Source organism: Actinophytocola xinjiangensis (assembly GCF_001921215.1).
Classification (GTDB): Bacteria; Actinomycetota; Actinomycetes; order Mycobacteriales; family Pseudonocardiaceae; genus Actinophytocola; species Actinophytocola xinjiangensis.
In genome coordinates, this window is sequence record NZ_MSIF01000003.1 from 184,951 (window position 1) to 200,658 (window position 15,708).

The 15,708-nt window shown below is 73.6% G+C and carries 14 protein-coding genes; 9 read left to right on the top strand and 5 right to left on the bottom strand.

Features of this window, described 5'->3' with window-relative positions:
• Positions 1–49: 49 nt before the first annotated feature.
• The 3 genes from BLA60_RS08650 to BLA60_RS08660 form a co-directional block, all read right to left on the bottom strand.
• Positions 50–547 carry a hypothetical protein gene (locus tag BLA60_RS08650; RefSeq protein WP_075132270.1) on the bottom strand — a complete coding sequence of 166 codons (498 nt, stop codon included), beginning with the start codon at positions 545–547 and terminating at the stop codon, positions 50–52.
• An 81-nt stretch (positions 548–628) separates the two neighbouring features.
• Positions 629–1,471 (bottom strand): hypothetical protein, encoded by an 843-nt coding sequence (locus tag BLA60_RS08655; protein WP_245811889.1) that lies wholly within the window; start codon positions 1,469–1,471, stop codon positions 629–631.
• A 21-nt stretch (positions 1,472–1,492) separates the two neighbouring features.
• Entirely contained in the window at positions 1,493–5,875 is a 4,383-nt protein-coding gene (locus tag BLA60_RS08660; RefSeq protein WP_245811916.1) for a serine/threonine-protein kinase, read from the bottom strand.
• Positions 5,876–5,962: 87 nt separating this feature from the next.
• On the opposite strand from BLA60_RS08660, the gene BLA60_RS08665 reads away from it, so the two are divergent.
• From BLA60_RS08665 to BLA60_RS08695, 7 genes are read left to right on the top strand one after another with little or no spacing between them, the layout of a single operon-like run.
• A complete protein-coding gene (locus BLA60_RS08665) occupies positions 5,963–7,189 on the top strand; it encodes a hypothetical protein (RefSeq protein ID WP_075132272.1) in 1,227 nt (408 codons plus the stop codon).
• 2 nt (positions 7,190–7,191) lie between these two features.
• Entirely contained in the window at positions 7,192–7,395 is a 204-nt protein-coding gene (locus tag BLA60_RS08670; protein ID WP_154814221.1) for a hypothetical protein, read from the top strand.
• Positions 7,395–7,766 carry a hypothetical protein gene (locus BLA60_RS08675; RefSeq protein WP_075132274.1) on the top strand — a complete coding sequence of 124 codons (372 nt, stop codon included), beginning with the start codon at positions 7,395–7,397 and terminating at the stop codon, positions 7,764–7,766. The genes BLA60_RS08670 and BLA60_RS08675 overlap by 1 nt, the downstream gene beginning before the upstream one ends.
• Positions 7,763–8,677: a hypothetical protein gene (locus BLA60_RS08680; RefSeq protein WP_075132275.1), complete on the top strand. Its 915-nt coding sequence runs from the start codon at positions 7,763–7,765 to the stop codon at positions 8,675–8,677. The genes BLA60_RS08675 and BLA60_RS08680 overlap by 4 nt, the downstream gene beginning before the upstream one ends.
• Complete coding sequence (locus tag BLA60_RS08685; protein ID WP_075132276.1) at positions 8,670–9,491, top strand: ESX secretion-associated protein EspG; 822 nt, start codon at positions 8,670–8,672, stop codon at positions 9,489–9,491. Before BLA60_RS08680 ends, BLA60_RS08685 begins: the two co-directional genes overlap by 8 nt.
• A complete protein-coding gene (locus BLA60_RS46155; RefSeq protein WP_075132277.1) occupies positions 9,439–10,167 on the top strand; it encodes a hypothetical protein in 729 nt (242 codons plus the stop codon). The genes BLA60_RS08685 and BLA60_RS46155 overlap by 53 nt, the downstream gene beginning before the upstream one ends.
• Positions 10,168–10,190: 23 nt before the next feature.
• Complete coding sequence (locus BLA60_RS08695) at positions 10,191–10,619, top strand: DUF5946 family protein (protein WP_075132278.1); 429 nt, start codon at positions 10,191–10,193, stop codon at positions 10,617–10,619.
• On the opposite strand, the gene BLA60_RS08700 is transcribed toward BLA60_RS08695, so the two are convergent.
• Both BLA60_RS08700 and BLA60_RS08705 read right to left on the bottom strand, forming a co-directional pair.
• Positions 10,597–12,534 (bottom strand): cellulase family glycosylhydrolase, encoded by a 1,938-nt coding sequence (locus BLA60_RS08700; protein ID WP_075132279.1) that lies wholly within the window; start codon positions 12,532–12,534, stop codon positions 10,597–10,599. The genes BLA60_RS08695 and BLA60_RS08700 overlap by 23 nt on opposite strands.
• A gap of 118 nt (positions 12,535–12,652) precedes the next feature.
• Positions 12,653–13,840 carry a glycosyltransferase family 87 protein gene (locus BLA60_RS08705; RefSeq protein WP_075132280.1) on the bottom strand — a complete coding sequence of 396 codons (1,188 nt, stop codon included), beginning with the start codon at positions 13,838–13,840 and terminating at the stop codon, positions 12,653–12,655.
• Between the two features lie 104 nt (positions 13,841–13,944).
• On the opposite strand from BLA60_RS08705, the gene BLA60_RS08710 reads away from it, so the two are divergent.
• Positions 13,945–14,604 (top strand): response regulator transcription factor, encoded by a 660-nt coding sequence (locus BLA60_RS08710; protein WP_075132281.1) that lies wholly within the window; start codon positions 13,945–13,947, stop codon positions 14,602–14,604.
• Between the two features lie 62 nt (positions 14,605–14,666).
• The gene (locus tag BLA60_RS08715; RefSeq protein WP_075132580.1) at positions 14,667–15,671 is read left to right on the top strand and encodes a sensor histidine kinase; all 1,005 of its coding nucleotides are present in this window, start codon (positions 14,667–14,669) and stop codon (positions 15,669–15,671) included.
• Positions 15,672–15,708: the final 37 nt, after the last annotated feature.

A 15,708-nucleotide genomic window follows, 5' to 3' on the forward strand; every position in this document is an offset into this window, starting at 1 on the left:
GTCCGGCCGGTGTGCCGGCGGGTCAACGCCCGCCGGCACGCCGGTGCCGCTACACGAAGTTGATCCAGCCGAGGGTCGTGTCCAGCGAACGGGTCGGCGAGCAGAAGGCGTTGGTCTCCCAGTAGCCCTGCACCCGCAGCCGGTCACCCGGGTTGGCGAACGGATCGGTGCTCACGCCCGGCTCCTGGCGGATCACACCGTTGCTGCCGGCTCTCTTGGTGAACTGGGCGACCAGCACCGAACCGGTCGGCGTGTCGTTGTAGAACGAGTACACCGCCGTGCCGTTCGGCCGGATCGTGCCGGCCAGCGCCAGGTAGCCCAGCGGACCGCCGGCCGTCATGCCGAACTCGCCGCTGGGGTTGGGGTAGTTGCGGGTGTGGAGGGTCTCGTACGTCGGGTTCCCGTTGCTGCCCGAGTGCCCGACGATCAGGTACGTGCCGTCGCAGCTGTCCGCGAACGCCACGGCGGGGTTGGCCATGCCGACCATCGCCAGGGCCAGCGCGGTCACCAGCCCCGCGAGACCCGTCCGCCTGCTGAACTTGCGCAATGCGACCTCCAGGTGAGTACCGATACGCCGGCCGGTGCGGGCCGGCGCACCCGATCCTGTCGGCCACCGATGTGTGCGCCCTCAGTCAGCGCTGTGCCCGCGTTGAGCCGGGCCCGCACCCTGCTGGCGGGCCCTGGCCCGCTGCTCGGCCTGGTCGAGGTCGGCCGAGGTGACGATGCGGTACTCGGCCACCCGCTTGCCGACGGCGAACCTCGGGTTCTGGATCCGGCCGGCCCGCGCCTCGGTGTAGGGGTCCTCCAGCTCACCGAACGCGATCCGCGACACCACCCGGATCACGTCGTCCACCCGCTGGGACTTGACCAGGTTCCACGCGTCGCCGCGCCAGTACAGGATCCGCTCGTAGATCCGCCGGTTGGTCGGCGGGAACGGGAAGTCGTCCTGGCCGGCCAGCCACGGCTCGGCCAGCGCGAGGGCCACGAACCACTCCTTGCCCCCGGCCACCAGCTGGTTGTCCCGCACGTGCGGCTTGGGCGCGGTCAGCCCGCGCGGCACCACCGGCTCGGACCCGGTCACCGGCGCGATGCCGGACACCACGATGCTCAGCTCCAGGTCGGCGAACAGACCCTTGATCCGCCGCCCGGACAGCACCAGCAGCTCGTTCTTGCCCTCGTCGAGCATCGCCGTCAGGTCGCGGACCAGGGTGACCCGCCGGGCACCGCCGGGGGCGTGCAGCAGGCTGGAGAGCCGGCCCTCGTTGGTGCCCAGCCAGCGCAGCTGCGCCATCTCCGCGCCCACCACCAGCTCGGCCAGCACCGCCGAGACGTGCGGGGCGCAGTCAGGCAGGCGGATGGCGCTGCGGCCCGGCTGGTGTTCGCCGTGCGGGGCGCGGCCGAACAGCAGCCGCTCGCCGGTGCCGATCGAGACGGGGTGGATCTCCTTGCCCCGCACCACGACCTTCACCACGACGCCCTCCCCCTGTCGGCCTCACCGGCACCCGTCCCCGGTACCGCCCAGATCGTCGCAGACGCGGCGCAGGGCGTCCTCGGGGCGCACGGTCCACAGGCCGACGTCGCTGTCCTCGCCGGCGCTGGCCAGGGTCCGGCCGTCGGGCGAGAACACCAGGTCGTGGATGCCGGCGCCGTGTCCGGTGAGGGTGGCCAGCGGGGTCCCGGTGGTCAGGTCCCACAGCCGCACGACCGGCTCGGTGACCGTCCCGGTCGCCACCAGCCGCCCGTCCGGGGACACCGCGAGCGCCCGGATCTCACCGGCGTGCTCACCGAACTCCAGGCGCACCGCCCCGGTGTCCGGGTCGCGGACCTGGACGCGGGTGCCGCCGGAGGTGACCAGAACGCGGCCGTCGGGGGTGAACGTGGGGGTGCCGTGGTCGTTGGTGGCCAACGGTTCCCGCTCGGTGAAGTCCGAGGTGCGCCAGACCCGCAGCCGCCCGCCGGAGCCGCCGGGGTCCTCGGTGGTGGTGGCGTCGGTGACCGACAGCAGCAGCCGCTCCCCGTCCGGGGAGAACACCGGTTGACCGGTGACGTCGGCGCCGAAGTCCAGCACGGCACGGCGTTCCAGCGAGCGCGCCGCCCAGACGTACACGCTGGTGTCCTTGCCGCCGCCGGGTCCCGCGGTCACGACCTTCACCGCGACCAGTTCGCCGTCGCCGGAGACGGTCAGGTCGCCGTCGACGATCCGGTCGGTGGTCCCGATCCCGACCGAGCGTTCCTCGCCGTCGGGCGGCACCCAGGTGACGGCACCGTCGACACTGCCGACGACGCGGGTGCCGTCGGGCAGGAACCCGATGTCGAACGGCCCGCCGCCGGCGGTGTAGCCGGCGGGTACCGCGCGGCCGGTGCGCGGGTCCCAGTTGTGGAAACCGTCGCCGGCCACCGCCGACACCTGCTCGCCGTCCGGGCCGAACGCCACCCGGTACACCGGCTCGGCGGGCCCGAAGTACCAGCCGGGGTTGGCCGGCCACACCACCACGTCCCCGTCGACCTGGCCGGCGACCACCCCGGCGGCCGACGCGCCGACCGACACCAGCACCACCGCACCGACCCCGCCCTCGCCCGGGGCCTGGGCGTAGCCGCCGGCACGGCGCCGGGCCGGCACGTTCCACCGGGTCAGCCCGACGGCCGGTGCCGCGATGGTCAGCAGGTGGGCGCCGTCGACGGTGAGGTTCAACCCGATGCCCGGGTAGTCGGCCTCCAGGGCGCGGCCCCGGGGTCTGCCGGTGCGGGCGTCGGCGAACCGGACCCGGCCGTCGAGGTAGCTGGCCGACACCAGCAGGTCGTGGTTGAACGCGACCTCGGGCTCGCGGGTGGGCGGGTCGGTCGACCGCGCGGTGGTGGCGCCCTCGACGTGGCGGGTGTCGACGCGCAGCCGGGTGCCGGCGGCCGCGTCCCACAGCTCGACCGCGCCGTCGCCCCGGCCCACGGCGAACCGGGTGCCGTCCTGGCTGTAGGCGCCGCGCAGCGGGGCGGCGTCGGTGTACGGGCCGGCCAGCCACGCGGTCGCCGCGCCGGTCGCCGGATCCCAGGCGGACACGCCCAGCCGGGTGCCGTCGGAGGCAGGGGCGGCCAGCGCCTCACCGTCGGCGCGCCAGGCGACGAAGTTGCCGGCGTTGAGCGTGTGCAGCAGCCGCCCGCCGGGCATCGACCACAGCCGCACGCCCTGGTCGAGGTCGGCGCTCTCGCTCGCGGTGGCCAGCACGGTGCCGTTCGGGGAGAACTCGACGTCGGTGATGGTGGTGGTGTGCCCGTCGAACGCGGCGTCCACCGGCCGGCCGGTCGCGGTGTCGACCACGGTCAGCTCGCCGTCCGGTCCCCCGGCGGCGACCAGCCGCCCGTCGGGGCTCACGTCCACGGCGCTGGCCTGGTCCAGGCCGGTGGCGTAGGTGACCGGGTGGTCGCGGGTGGCGGCCGACAGCAGCGCGCCCCTGGCCTCGGCGGTGCGGCTGGTGTGCCAGGCGGCCAGCGCGCGGCGGGCCGCGCCGTTGGGGTCGGTGCCACTGTCGGCCAACGACTCGGCGGCCAGCAGCCGCGACCGCGCGGTGTCGGCCTCCCGGGTCGCCTCGCCCCACTTCACCGCCGCCACCGCACCGGCGACCAGCGCCACCACGAGGAACACCGCGAGCCCGGTGACCAGCCCGCGCAGCCGGCGGGTGGTGCGCTGCTGGACGCGGCGGCTCTCCCGCAGGAACCCGCGTTCGGTGTCGGTCAGGTCCTCGCGGCCCTGCGCCCACTCCAGGGTCGCCGCCAGCCGCGCGCCGCCGTACAGCTCGCCGTGGTCGCGGCCACTGGCCCGCCACGCCGCCGACGCCTGCCCCAGGTGCTGGCGCAGCACCAGGTCCTGCCGGTCCTGCTCGACCCACTCCCGCAGCCGGGGCCACGCGGTCAGCAGCGCGTCGTGGGCCAACTGCACGCCGTCGGCCTCGGCGGTCACCAGCCTGGCGGCGACCAGGTGGGTGAGCACCTGGTCGGGGATCTCGGCCAGCGGCGCCCGCCGCCGGGCCACGCCGCCGCCGTCGAGCACGGCGACCATCCGCAACAGCGCCGCCCGCAGCACCGCGCGGTCCCCTTCGGGGAGCCGGTTGTACACGCCGTCGGCGGTCAGCGCGACCGCCCGGTCGACGCCGCCGGTGTCCTGGTAGCCGCGCAGGGTCAGCATCGACCCGTCGCGGTTCTCCCAGGTCTGGCGCAGCGCGTGGGCCAGGCGGGGCAGCGCGCCAGGGTCGTAGCCGGCGGCGTCCCCGGCGCCGATGTCGGTGATCAGCCGGTCGACCAGACCTTCCTCCACGCCCAGGCCCGCCGACAACGCCGGCTCGACGATCACCCGTTCCAGGTCGTGGCGGGTGAGCGGGCCGAGCGGGTAGGGGCTGGCCATCGCCGGGCGCAGCGGCGCGAGCCGCAGGCACTGGTCGACGTGGTCGGCGCGCACCGCCACCACCACCAGCGCCGGCCACGCGTTGGCCAGCAGCGTCGCGAACGCCTCCCGCTCGGCCGGCGCCGCCACCGTGAACAGCTCCTCGAACTGGTCCACGACCAGCACCAGCCGCGCGCCCCGGTCCTCGGCCAGCCGCGCGGCCAGCGTGCCGAACTCGGCCGGGCTGGCCGACAGCCACGCGGCCAGCCCGTCGGCGTCCGCGTCGGCGATCGGAGCCAGCCGCGCGGCGAGCGTGCGCATCGGGTGCGGCCCCGGCGTGGTGACCAGCCGCGGCCACGGCTCCCGCGCGGTCGCCAGCGCCGGCAGCACCCCGGCCCGCAGCAGCGAGGACTTCCCCGACCCGGACGCGCCGACGACCAGCAGCGGCCCACTGGCGGCCGACTGGCGCGACAGACGCACCAGCACGTCGGTCACGGCGTGCTCGCGGCCGACGAACAGTTCGCTGTCGGCGGCGGAGAAGCTGCGCAGCCCCGGGTACGGGCACAGGTCCAGGCGGGCCCGCTCACCGGCCACCCGCCCGGCGGCGACCGCGACGATGGCGTCCATGATGCCGCCCTGCCCGGGTTCGCCGGCCAGGGCCGGCGCGGTCAGCGGCGCGGTCGCGGCCTGCTGGCGCAACGCCGTGGCCGCCGCGGCCATGAGCTCCCCCGCGCTCGGGTAGCGCCGGTCGGGCTCCTTGTCCATACCGGTCGCCACCACGAGGTCCACCGCGCGCGGCACCCGCCAGTCGAACAGCGACGGGGCCGGCGGCGCGTCGTTGAGCTGGGCGGCGAGCTTGCCGGCCGGATCGTCGGCGGGGAACGGTTTCTTGCCGGTGAGGCACTCGAACAGCACGCACGCCAACGCGTACACGTCGGCGCGGTGGTCGGCCGGGCGGTTCATCAGCCGCTCGGGCGCCATGTAGTCGAGGGTGCCGATCTCCCCGGAGCGGGTCACGCTGGTCGCCTCCGGAGCCAGCGACTTGGCGATCCCGAAGTCGGCCAGGTAGGCCGTACCGTCGGCGTCGAGCAGAATGTTGGACGGCTTGACGTCGCGGTGCACCACGCCGGCCGCGTGCGCGGTGTCCAACGCGACGGCGACCTGGGTGAGCACGGTCATCGCCCGCGGCGCCGGTAACGGGCCGTCGTCGAGCAGCCGCCGCAGGTCGGTGCCCTCGACCAGCCGCATCGCCAGGTACAGCTGCCCGTCGACCTCGCCGTAGTCGTGGACGGTGGTGATGTGCGGGCCGTCGAGCGAGGCCGCGATCCGCGACTCGCGACGGAACCGGGCGAGGGCCTCCGCCGCGCCCGAGGTCTCCCCGGTCAGCGACACGGTCAGCCGTTTGAGCGCGACGACGCGGTCGTGCTCGGTGTCGTGGGCGCGGTGCACCTCGCCCATGCCGCCCCTGCCGAGCAGTTCCTCGACGCGGTACCGTCCGAACATCACGCGGGCCACCGTAGGCGACGCCCCCACGGGCACGACCGGAACGTTCCGCTCGGCCCTTCCCGGCACCGTCGAGAGCATGGCGCCATGACGGGAAACTACGAGGTCGACCCCGGTCACATCGCCGGGTACGCGCGGCTGTGCGGCGAGTCGGCCATGGACACCTACGTCCTGGAGCGCTACCTGACCACCCGGGCCAGCGCGGCCACCGGGTTCGGCGGTGTCCTGATGGGACTGCTCGCGCCGGCCGTCGACGACTACGCCGAGGCCGCCGCCACCCGGATCCGCTCCCGGGGCCAGGCCCTGCACGACACCGACCGGGCCCTGCGCAACACCGCGTGGAGCTATCTCGGCGCCGACCGGCCCGACCGGTTCACCATGATCCAGGACGCCATCGGCCGTGGCTCCTACCGGTTCGAGGCCGACCACCCCGGGCTGGAGCCCTACGACCACACCCCGATCGACGACCTGGGCACCCCCGAACTGGCCGACCAGGGCGAGCGGTTCGAGAAGCTCGTCGAGGAGAACGCGAAGGACACCCTCGGCACCATCGACCTGATCGTGCGCACGGTCACCGGCCTGATCCCCGGCGTCGACGAGTTCAGCATCGTCGAGCAGATCACCGCACCGCTGACCGGGAACTGGCTGGTGCTCAACCAGAAGGCCGACGCGCTGGACCGCGCGGCCGACGCCACCGAGGCCCTCGCCTCCAGCCTCACCTCCTCACTGGGCCGGCTCGACGGGCACTGGGAGGGCGGCGCCGGCGCGTCGTTCGCCGGCTACCAGACGACCCTGGCCGGGGCGATCGCCTACGAGGCGCCGCTGCACCGGGTGACGGCCTTCGCCTACCGGATGGTGTCCGACCTGGTGGAGAAGCTCGCCGGGGTCGTCGTGAAACTGATCAGCGCCGGCGTCGAACTCCTCAAGAAGTACGCCGGCGGGATCGGCGGCAAGCTCCTCGACGCCGGCGGGGACCTGCTCGACGGGAAACCACCGTGGGAGTCGGCCAAGGAGGACTGGGAGGAGGCCAAGGGCTTCTTCGACAACGCCAAGCTCGTCGTCCAGGAGATCCACCAGCTGCCCGAGGACCTGCGCGCGCTGATCGACGCCACCCGCAGCCCCGGCGCCGCCGTCGACTACTCGCTGGACGTGGCGATCACCGAGCTCGGCGAACGGGAGGACCTGCCGGAGGGCACGGCCGAGAACCTGTCGCTGGGCATCGACGCCGCCACCGACCTCGCGCCCGAACTCGGCGACCTCGCCAGCGGCGCCGACGACTTCCAGACCGCACCCGACACCGGCTGGCGGCGGTGACCATGACCATCGAGAACCTTCCCCCCGAACTGGACGACGCGGTCCGCGGTTTCGTCGACCGGCTCGACGAGGTGCGCACCCGGCTGATCCGCCGCGAGTCCGAACTCGACGACGCGCTCGACGACTCCGCCCGGCGCGGCCCCGCTCCCCGGCCGCACGACCCGTTCGACCTCGACCACCCGATCAGTTCGAGCGTGGAGCCGTGATGAACCTCGACCCCGCCGCCGACCGGATCGGCACCGCCCACCGCGCCGCCGAGGCCGGCACCGTGCGCATCGACCTGGACAGCGCCTACCGGCTGCTCGACGAGCTGGCCGCCCTGCGCGAGCACACCGCCGAACTGGTCACCGCCGGCCCCCGCCTGGACCGGCCGCTGCGCTTCGGCGACAACTGGGTCGGCCACGCGCTGTCCCGGCGACTGCGCGGCGTGGCGGTGAACGACCGGGGACTCACCCCGGCCCTGGCCGCCTTCCACGCCCTGCTCGACGACGTGGCGGCCACCGTCCGGCTCGCCGCCGGCCTCTACGACACCACCGACCACGACGCGGCCGGCACGATCGGCAGGGCCGCGCCATGACCGACCTGGCCACCAGCTTCGACTGGCTGTCGGTGCCGCACGCCACGCTGCACCGGATGGTCACCGAGCGGCTCGACCCCGACGTCGGCCAGTCCGTCGCCGCCGAGTGGACCGTGCTCGGCGAGCGGCTGTCCGGGGTCGGCGACCAGCTGGCCAGGCTGGCCGCCGCCACCGCCGACGCCTGGCAGGGCGAGACCGCCACCCTGGCCACCGACGGGATCACCGCCCTGGCCCGCTGGGCCCGCGACGCCGGCGACACCGCCACCGACGTCGCCCACTGCGTCGCCCGGCAGGCCGACAACGCCGCCCGCGCACGGGAAACCATGCCACCGCCGTCCCCGCCCACGGTGCCCGCCGGCGAGTTCGACGCCGCCCGGGTCCTGCTCGACGACCAGGCGGCCGCCGCCGACGACCGGCGCACCCAGCACGCCCAGGCGGCCCGGGTGATGGACCAGTTCCAGGCCGCGTCCCGCGAGGTGTACCGCTCGGTCCCCCGCTTCGCCCCGCCCGACCCCCGCCACCGCCCCACCGAACCGGCGGCGGCGACCGTGACGGCCTCCACGGCCACGGGCATCGCGCCCGCTCCCGGTCCCGAGGCGTCCGCCGGTGGCGGAGGCGCCGGATCCGCTGGGGTGGCGGCGAAACCCGCGCCCCGGCCCGGGGTGCTCGCCGGGGCGATGACCGGCCAGCCGCCCGGCGGGGTCGGCGCGGGACAGCTGGCCGCGCGGCCGGGCGCCCAGCCCGGTGGACTGGGCGCGTTCCCGATGGGCGGCGTCGGCGCCGGCCGCGAGGAGGACCACGAACGACGCGGCCTGTTCCCCGTCGACGACCCCGGCCTGTGGACCGTCGGCGAGCCACCCGGCGGGCTGATGATCAGCGCCTCGGTGATCGGAGCCCTGCCCGATGCGTGAGGCCATCCCGCTCGACCCCGTCGAACTGTTCCTGCTGTGGCCGGCCCACACCGACCCGCCGGCGGTCCTCGACCTACCCCGCCCGGGACCCACGCCGGCCGAACGTGCCGGGCACGCCGCCGAGGCGTCGGCCGCGCTGGCGGCACGCGGACTCGGCGGCGTCGACCGGCCCGCCCCGGCGCTGGCCGCGCTGCTGCGCACCCTCACCGACGGGCACGTCACCCTCGAACTGCGCACGCCCGGCGCCGACGGGTTCGGCGCGGCCGGCGACCAGGACGCGGCGGTGGCGCTGCGCGACGGCGAGCGGATCCGGCTGGCCGCCAGCACTCCCGGCGCGCTGGCCGCCGCCCTGCTCGACCGGCTCCCGCCACTGCCAGCCGCGCCGGGACTGCCGGTGACCGTCACCGTCGGGGACTACGCCACGGCCTGCCGCGCCGGCGACACCGGCGGCGCCCCCGCGTTCACCCACGCCCTGCTCGCCGCCGGACTGCGGGAGGCCGACGCCACGACCCTCACCCGCGCCGTCACCACCCGCACCGGCGGCGGACAGATCGGCGCCACCGTCGGCCGCACCCGCGTCCCCGGGCCGGTGACCTGGATCGACACCCCAGCCGGGCGGTACGCGCTACGCCGCGACGGCGACTGGGTCAGCCTCACCCCCGCCACCGTCGCCCGCCTGACCGCGATGACCACCGCCCTGACAGGCAACCGACCCGGGGTGACGCCACGTCCTGGTAGACGTGCGAACCGCGTGGATACTGGTGACCCTGCTGGCGGCCGGCTGCTCCGCCCCGCCCGCACCGGCCGCCGGTGACGGACTGGTCCTGCTGGCACACCGGCACCCGGGGATGGCGATGAGCCCCGAGATGTTCGACCCGCCGGACTTCGTCCTCTACGGCGACGGCCTGGCGATCGCCCGCGACACCGACGATCGCGGCGTCGTGCGGCTGACCGAGTACCACCTGACGCCCCAACGGGTCAACGCCCTGTTCTCCGACGCCGACGACGCCGACCTGTTCGACGACGAGGACTACCGGCTCGACGAACAGATCGCCGACGGCGGCGTCCTGGTCGTCGAACTGCGCACCGCCGGAACCACCCACGTCGTCCAGGTCCCCGCCCCCAGCTCCGACGACTTCGGCGCCCGGGGCGAGGCCGCCGAGTACGCCGAGTCGCTCACCCCGCACACCTGGCCGGCCGGCGACTTCACCGAAGCGCCCGCGCCCTACCGCCCGGCCACGGTCGCCGTCACCTACTCGATCGACCCGACCCTCGACACGCCCACCAGCCCGTGGCCGCTGCCCGCCCCGACCGCCGACGGCTGTGTCCTGCTCACCGGACCCGCCGCCACCCTGGCCCAGGAGACCGGCGAGACCACCGGCCGGATGACCGCCTGGCGCCACGGCGACACCACGTTCCACGCCTGGGTCCGCCCGCTGCTGCCCGACGAGACCAACTGCGCGGACACCACCATCCGCCACACGCTCTGACCGCGAACCGTACGGTGTGGACCGTGACGACCCACTGCGTGGAGTGCGGGGCGGTGTCCTGCCCCGACCTGTTCGACACGGTGCTCGCGCTCGACCACTCGCGCCAACCGCCGTGGGGACCGCTGCACGGCGTGACCGTCGCCTGCTACCTGCTCCAGCACCCCAGCCGGCTGCCCGCCGCCCACCGCGCCCGCCCGCTGGCCGTCCTGCGCGCCTACACCACCGGCGGCCTCGACGCCGCCACCCGGCTCACCGAACAGGCCCGCCAGGCCAACAACCACCGCGCACGCCACGCCGCCGAGGAGCCCGAACCGCCACCGGTCCCGCCACCGGCGGCGTTCGAGGTCACCATCGCCGACGTCGCCGGCGACGGGACCTTTCCCGCCGCCGGCTTCGCCGACCGGGTCGACGCGTGGGCTCGCGCGACCCTCAGCGCCTGGCGCTGCAGCTGACCACACGCACCCCGTCGGCCGCGCCGGTCGCCACGAACCCGAACGTGGTGGCGGCGTTGGGGGACAGCGCGCCGTTGTGCGGGGCGTTGGTCACCGTCGACCCGCTCAGGGTGCCGTTCCACAGGCTGTCGATGGTCCGCCCGGCGGCCACCTCCAGCGCGACCGTCCACGCGCCGGTCGCCGAGGTCCCCGTGTTGGTCACCGTGACCTCTGCCTGGAAACCGCCGTTCCACGCGTTGACCGTGCGCGCCACCGCCGAGCAGCCGGCGTCACCGCCCTGCCCCGGCAGGGTCGTCGCGGTCGCCGACGCCGAGGACCCCGACACGTTGCCGGCCGCGTCCCTGGCGCGCACGGTGTAGGTGTAGTCGGTGGCGGCGGCCAGACCGGTGTCGGTGAACGACGTCGCCGCCGACGTGCCGACGATCGCCCCGTCCCGCAGGACCTGGTAGGCGCTGACCCCCACGTCGTCGGTCGACGCCGTCCAGGACAGCGACACCGTCGACGCGCTGGTCTGGCCGACGGTCAGTCCGGTCGGCACGGTCGGCGCGGTCACGTCCCCCGGGCCTTCGCCGCCGTAGCGTTCGGCGAGGCTGATGCCGGTGGTGCTGCCGGCACCGCCGAGCGGCACCTGGTGGTCGAGGCTGACGAACTTCCCGTTGTGCTGCCACAACGCGGGGCGCAGCAACGCGTACTTGGTCTCGTCCCAGGTCCGCCAGTCGTCGAGCAGCAGACCGCCGGTGTCCCCGGAGTTCGGGTTGATCGCCCAGAACGTCTGGTGCAGGCCCTCGTCGCGGATCAGGTCGCGCAGCGCGGTCATCCAGCGGTCCTGGCGCTCGTCCTGGCCCAGACGCCCGCCCCACTCGCCGATCAGCAGCGGCGCGGTGTTCTCCTCGTGCAGGTAGAGCCAGTTCGGCCGCCACACGTCGGTGGTCAGCGTCTCCCGGGTGAACGGCTTCTGGAACCAGGGTTGATCAAAAACCAGCGGGCCGTAGTCGTGCGGGGAGTAGACGAGTTGGTCGCCCAGGTCGATCGGGTGGTCGCGCACGCCGCGCAGGTTCCCGCCCCACCAGTTGTAGAAGTAGTTCGGCGACTGGTCGGGGTCGGTGTTGGGCGAGTCCCAGGTCTCGCCCGGTCGCGGGTAGACCTCGATGCCCTCGCACAGGATCAGCAGGTTCGGGTTGATCGCGAGGATCCGCCGGCCGGCGGTCTCGCACGCGTACCGGAAGTTCTCGGGGTCGGTGCTGTCGTCCCACTTGGCCCTGGCCGGCTGGTTCGGCGTGCCGTGCGGTTCGTTCTTGATGTCCATCGCGACGATCGTGTCGTTGTCGCGGTAGCGGGTCGTGATCCACTCCCAGCCATGGTAGAACAGCTCGGGGGTGACCGTTCCCTTGTACCACAGGGGATAGGTGTGACCGGAGTTGTCCGCCTCGGCGCTGTGCACGTCGATCATGACCTTGATCCCGAGCCGTTCGCACAGCGCGAGCCAGAAGTCGAAGATCTCCAGGTTGTCCATCCCGGCCAGTTCCGGGTTGGCGTATTCGTTGATGTTGGGGCGGGCCACGGTCTGGCCGGCACGCCACTCCAGCAGCAGCTGGGTGGAGACCGGGACCCGGACGATGTTGATGCCCCGCTCGGCCAGCGACTCGGTCAGCTCGGTGATGTTCGCCGACCACAGGCCGTGGAAGACCCGTTCGGAGGCGTTGTACCCGAACCAGTTCGCGCCGGTCAGCCAGACCCGGTTGCCGTCCTCGTCGACGATCTGGTTGCCGGACACGTGCAACCAGTCGTTGTCCGGGGCGGCCGCGGCCGGTGGCGCCGTGACGGCGCCGGTGGTGAGGGCGGCGGCCAGGGTGACCGCCGAGGTGATGATGGCGGCCCAGCGCCGCAGTGGTCTGTCCGAGTGTGGGTCAGTCATGTGCGTCACCTCTTCTGGGAGCGCTCCCAGAAGAGGAAGTGTAGACGCGACAACGCTTTTCGTACAGGTCTCATCCCGTCAGAGCCTCTTGTCCCGGCCAGGTCCCGCACCAGCCAGATTATCGGACATCAATATAGTTGTTAGTGGTTTTTATCTGTCCGTTGTCGCGATGGTCGCGCCACACCCCGGCCGCCGAGACCAGCACCACCAGCACCGCGAAGATCAGGTAGCCGTGCCCGGAGATCCAACGCCACGCCGTCCACGGGTCGTCGCGCTCCCACCACCAGTGCGGCGAGAGCACGAACAGCGCCACTCCCCCACCGGCCAACCAGAACGACGCCACCGTCGGCCGCCGCCAGAAACCGACACCGGCCACCAGCAGGACCACCACCGCCCACACCCAGTGGTGCGACCAGGACACCGGCGACACCACCAGCGCCCCGAGCGCGTTGAGCGACAACGCCCACGTGGGACGGCCGGCGGCGAACGCCCGCCACATCGCCACCATCGTCGCCACCATCACCAGGGCCGCCAGCGTCAGCCACAACACCGTCGACTCCACCCCGAACCGCGCCAGCAGCGCCGTGATCGACTGGTTCGACCGCGCGTGCGGCGCGCCGATCCGCCCGGAGTCGAACACCGTCGAGGTCCAGTACTGGACCGAGTTCTGCCAGGAGAGCAGGAAACCCACCGCCGTCACGACCCCGAACGAGACCACCGAGGTCAACGCCGCCCGCCGGTCGCCGCGCAGCAGGAAGAACAACACGAACACCGCCGGCGTCAGCTTGATCGCCGCCGCCAGGCCGATCAGCGCCCCCCGTGGCCAGCGCGGGGTACGCGTCAGCGTGTCCAGCACCACCAACGCCATCAGCACCGCGTTGACCTGACCGAACCCCAGCGTCTCGCGCACCGGCTCCAGCATCAGCACCACCGCCAGCACCGCCGCGGCCGCCGGCCACGGCGACACGTTCAGCGAGCGCAGCACCGTGACCACCACGACCGCCAGCGCGCCGACGGTCAGCACGACCATCGCCAGGCTCGCCACCTCGAACGGGACCACCGCGAACGGTGCCAACACAACCGCGGCGATCGGCGGGTAGGTGAACGGCAGGTCCCCGCCGATGCGCAGCGCCGGGAGCTCGCCGTAGAGCAGACCACCGTCCAGCCAGACCGACCCGCCGATCCGGTAGACGTCCAGGTCCAGGCGGTAGCCGGTGAGCCCGCGCAGCCCGAACCACCACTCCAGGCCCAACCACACCGCCACCACAAGACCGATCCCGGTCACCCCGACGACCCGTGTTCGCATGCGCCACAGGTGTACGGGCGAGGTCGTCGAGATCACCTAAACGCGGCCTTTATCCCGCGCTTATCCCGCAGCCGCTAGAAAAGCGCGCGGGGAGGGGGAACCAGATGCGGATACTCGTGGCCGAGGACGAGCGGTTGCTCGCCGACGCGGTCGCGACCGGCCTGCGACACTACGGCTTCGCCGTCGACGTCTGCTACGACGGCGACGCCGCCGCCGAGCGGGTCACCGTCCACGCCTACGACGTGGTCATCCTCGACCGGGACCTGCCCAAGATCCACGGCGACGAGGTCTGCCGACTGATCATCGCCAGGAACACCGAGACCCGGGTGCTGATGCTGACGGCCGCCGCGAGCATCCGCGACCGGGTCGACGGACTCGGCCTTGGCGCCGACGACTACCTGACCAAGCCGTTCGCCTTCGCCGAGCTGACGGCCAGGGTGCAGGCGCTGTACCGGCGCGCCCGCCCGGCCGTGCCGCCGGTGCTCGACGCGGCCGGGGTCGTGCTCGACCCGGCACGCCGGCACGTCACCCGCGACGGACGGCTGCTCGCCCTCTCGCCCAAGGAGTTCGCTGTTCTGGAGATCCTCATGCGAGGTACCGGTACGGTCATCGGCCCCGAGGAACTGCTGGAGAAGGCATGGGACGAGCACACGGACCCGTTCACGAACGCGGTGCGGATGGCGGTGATGACACTGCGCCGGAAGCTGGGCAACCCGCCGTTGATCCACACCGTCCCCGGCGCGGGCTATCGCTTCGGCACCTGATCGGGGCCCAGACGGTCGGCGGCCGGATCGTCCTGCTGTGTCTGGCCGTACTGGTGCTCGGCATGGTGATTGTCCAGCTCGTGGGGGATCACCTCCACCGGCTGTACCTGTCCCTGCTGAACATCCAGCAGTTGTGCTACGACGAGTTCGGCCAGGTCTCGGTGTGTGTTCACTACCTGCCCCGGGATCAGCTCATCGGCGTGGTCCTCGTGATCGTCGGCTTGGCGCTGATCGTGCTGATGCTGCGGCGGTTGGCCCGCTGGGTGCTGGCGCCGGTCACCACGATGACCACCGCGCTGCGCCACCTCGGGCCGCAGAACCTCGGCCAGCGGGTCCGCCTGGACGGGCCGAACGACCCGCTGCGCGAACTGGCCGACACCCTCGACGCCATGCTCGACCGGCTGGTGGTCGGCTTCGAGGGCCAGCGGCGGTTCGCCTCCAACGCCTCCCACGAGCTGCGCACCCCGCTGGCCGTGCAGCGCACGCTGGTCGAGGTGGCGATGGTGACCAGTCGCGACGACCCGGACCTCACACGGCTCGCCGAGCAACTGCTGGTGGTCAACGAGCGCAACGAGCGGCTCATCGAGGGCCTGCTGGTGCTCGCCGAGAGCGACCGGGGCCTGCCCGGCGTGATGCCGGTGCGCCTGGACGTGGTCGTCGCCGAGGTGCTCGACGCGCACGGCGAACTGGCGGCGCAGCACGAGGTGACGCTGCACCGGGGCCTGGTGTCACGGATGGTGCGCGCCGACCCGGTCCTGCTGGAACGGATGGTCACCAACCTCGTGCACAACGCGATCACGTACAACGTGCCGGGCGGGACGGTGGACGTCGTGGTCGCCGGGCTGCCGGCGCTGTCGGTGCACAACACCGGCCCGCACGTCCCGGCGGAGTCGGTGTCCGCGCTGTTCGAGCCGTTCCGCCGGCTCAGCGCCGAGCGCGTCCACCAGCGCGACGGCGCGGGCCTCGGCCTGTCGATCGTGCGGTCGATCTGCTCGGCGCACAACGGTGTCGTGCAGGCGCGGCCGGGAGACAAGGGCGGCCTGCGGATCGAGCTCTACCTGCCCTGATCAGGGCCGCGTGCACCCGGCCGTCGGCGCCGGGGGA

What these genes read in the sequence shown, in the direction of transcription:
- BLA60_RS08710 (WP_075132281.1), top strand. Translation starts at nt 13,945, where the DNA reads ATGCGGATACTCGTGGCCGAGGACGAGCGGTTGCTCGCCGACGCGGTC.
- BLA60_RS08675 (WP_075132274.1), top strand. Translation starts at nt 7,395, where the DNA reads ATGAACCTCGACCCCGCCGCCGACCGGATCGGCACCGCCCACCGCGCC.
- BLA60_RS08670 (WP_154814221.1), top strand. Translation starts at nt 7,192, where the DNA reads ATGACCATCGAGAACCTTCCCCCCGAACTGGACGACGCGGTCCGCGGT.
- BLA60_RS08700 (WP_075132279.1), bottom strand. Translation starts at nt 12,534, where the DNA reads ATGACTGACCCACACTCGGACAGACCACTGCGGCGCTGGGCCGCCATC.
- BLA60_RS08705 (WP_075132280.1), bottom strand. Translation starts at nt 13,840, where the DNA reads ATGCGAACACGGGTCGTCGGGGTGACCGGGATCGGTCTTGTGGTGGCG.
- BLA60_RS08660 (WP_245811916.1), bottom strand. Translation starts at nt 5,875, where the DNA reads ATGTTCGGACGGTACCGCGTCGAGGAACTGCTCGGCAGGGGCGGCATG.
- BLA60_RS08685 (WP_075132276.1), top strand. Translation starts at nt 8,670, where the DNA reads ATGCGTGAGGCCATCCCGCTCGACCCCGTCGAACTGTTCCTGCTGTGG.
- BLA60_RS08680 (WP_075132275.1), top strand. Translation starts at nt 7,763, where the DNA reads ATGACCGACCTGGCCACCAGCTTCGACTGGCTGTCGGTGCCGCACGCC.
- BLA60_RS08665 (WP_075132272.1), top strand. Translation starts at nt 5,963, where the DNA reads ATGACGGGAAACTACGAGGTCGACCCCGGTCACATCGCCGGGTACGCG.
- BLA60_RS08715 (WP_075132580.1), top strand. Translation starts at nt 14,667, where the DNA reads ATGGTGATTGTCCAGCTCGTGGGGGATCACCTCCACCGGCTGTACCTG.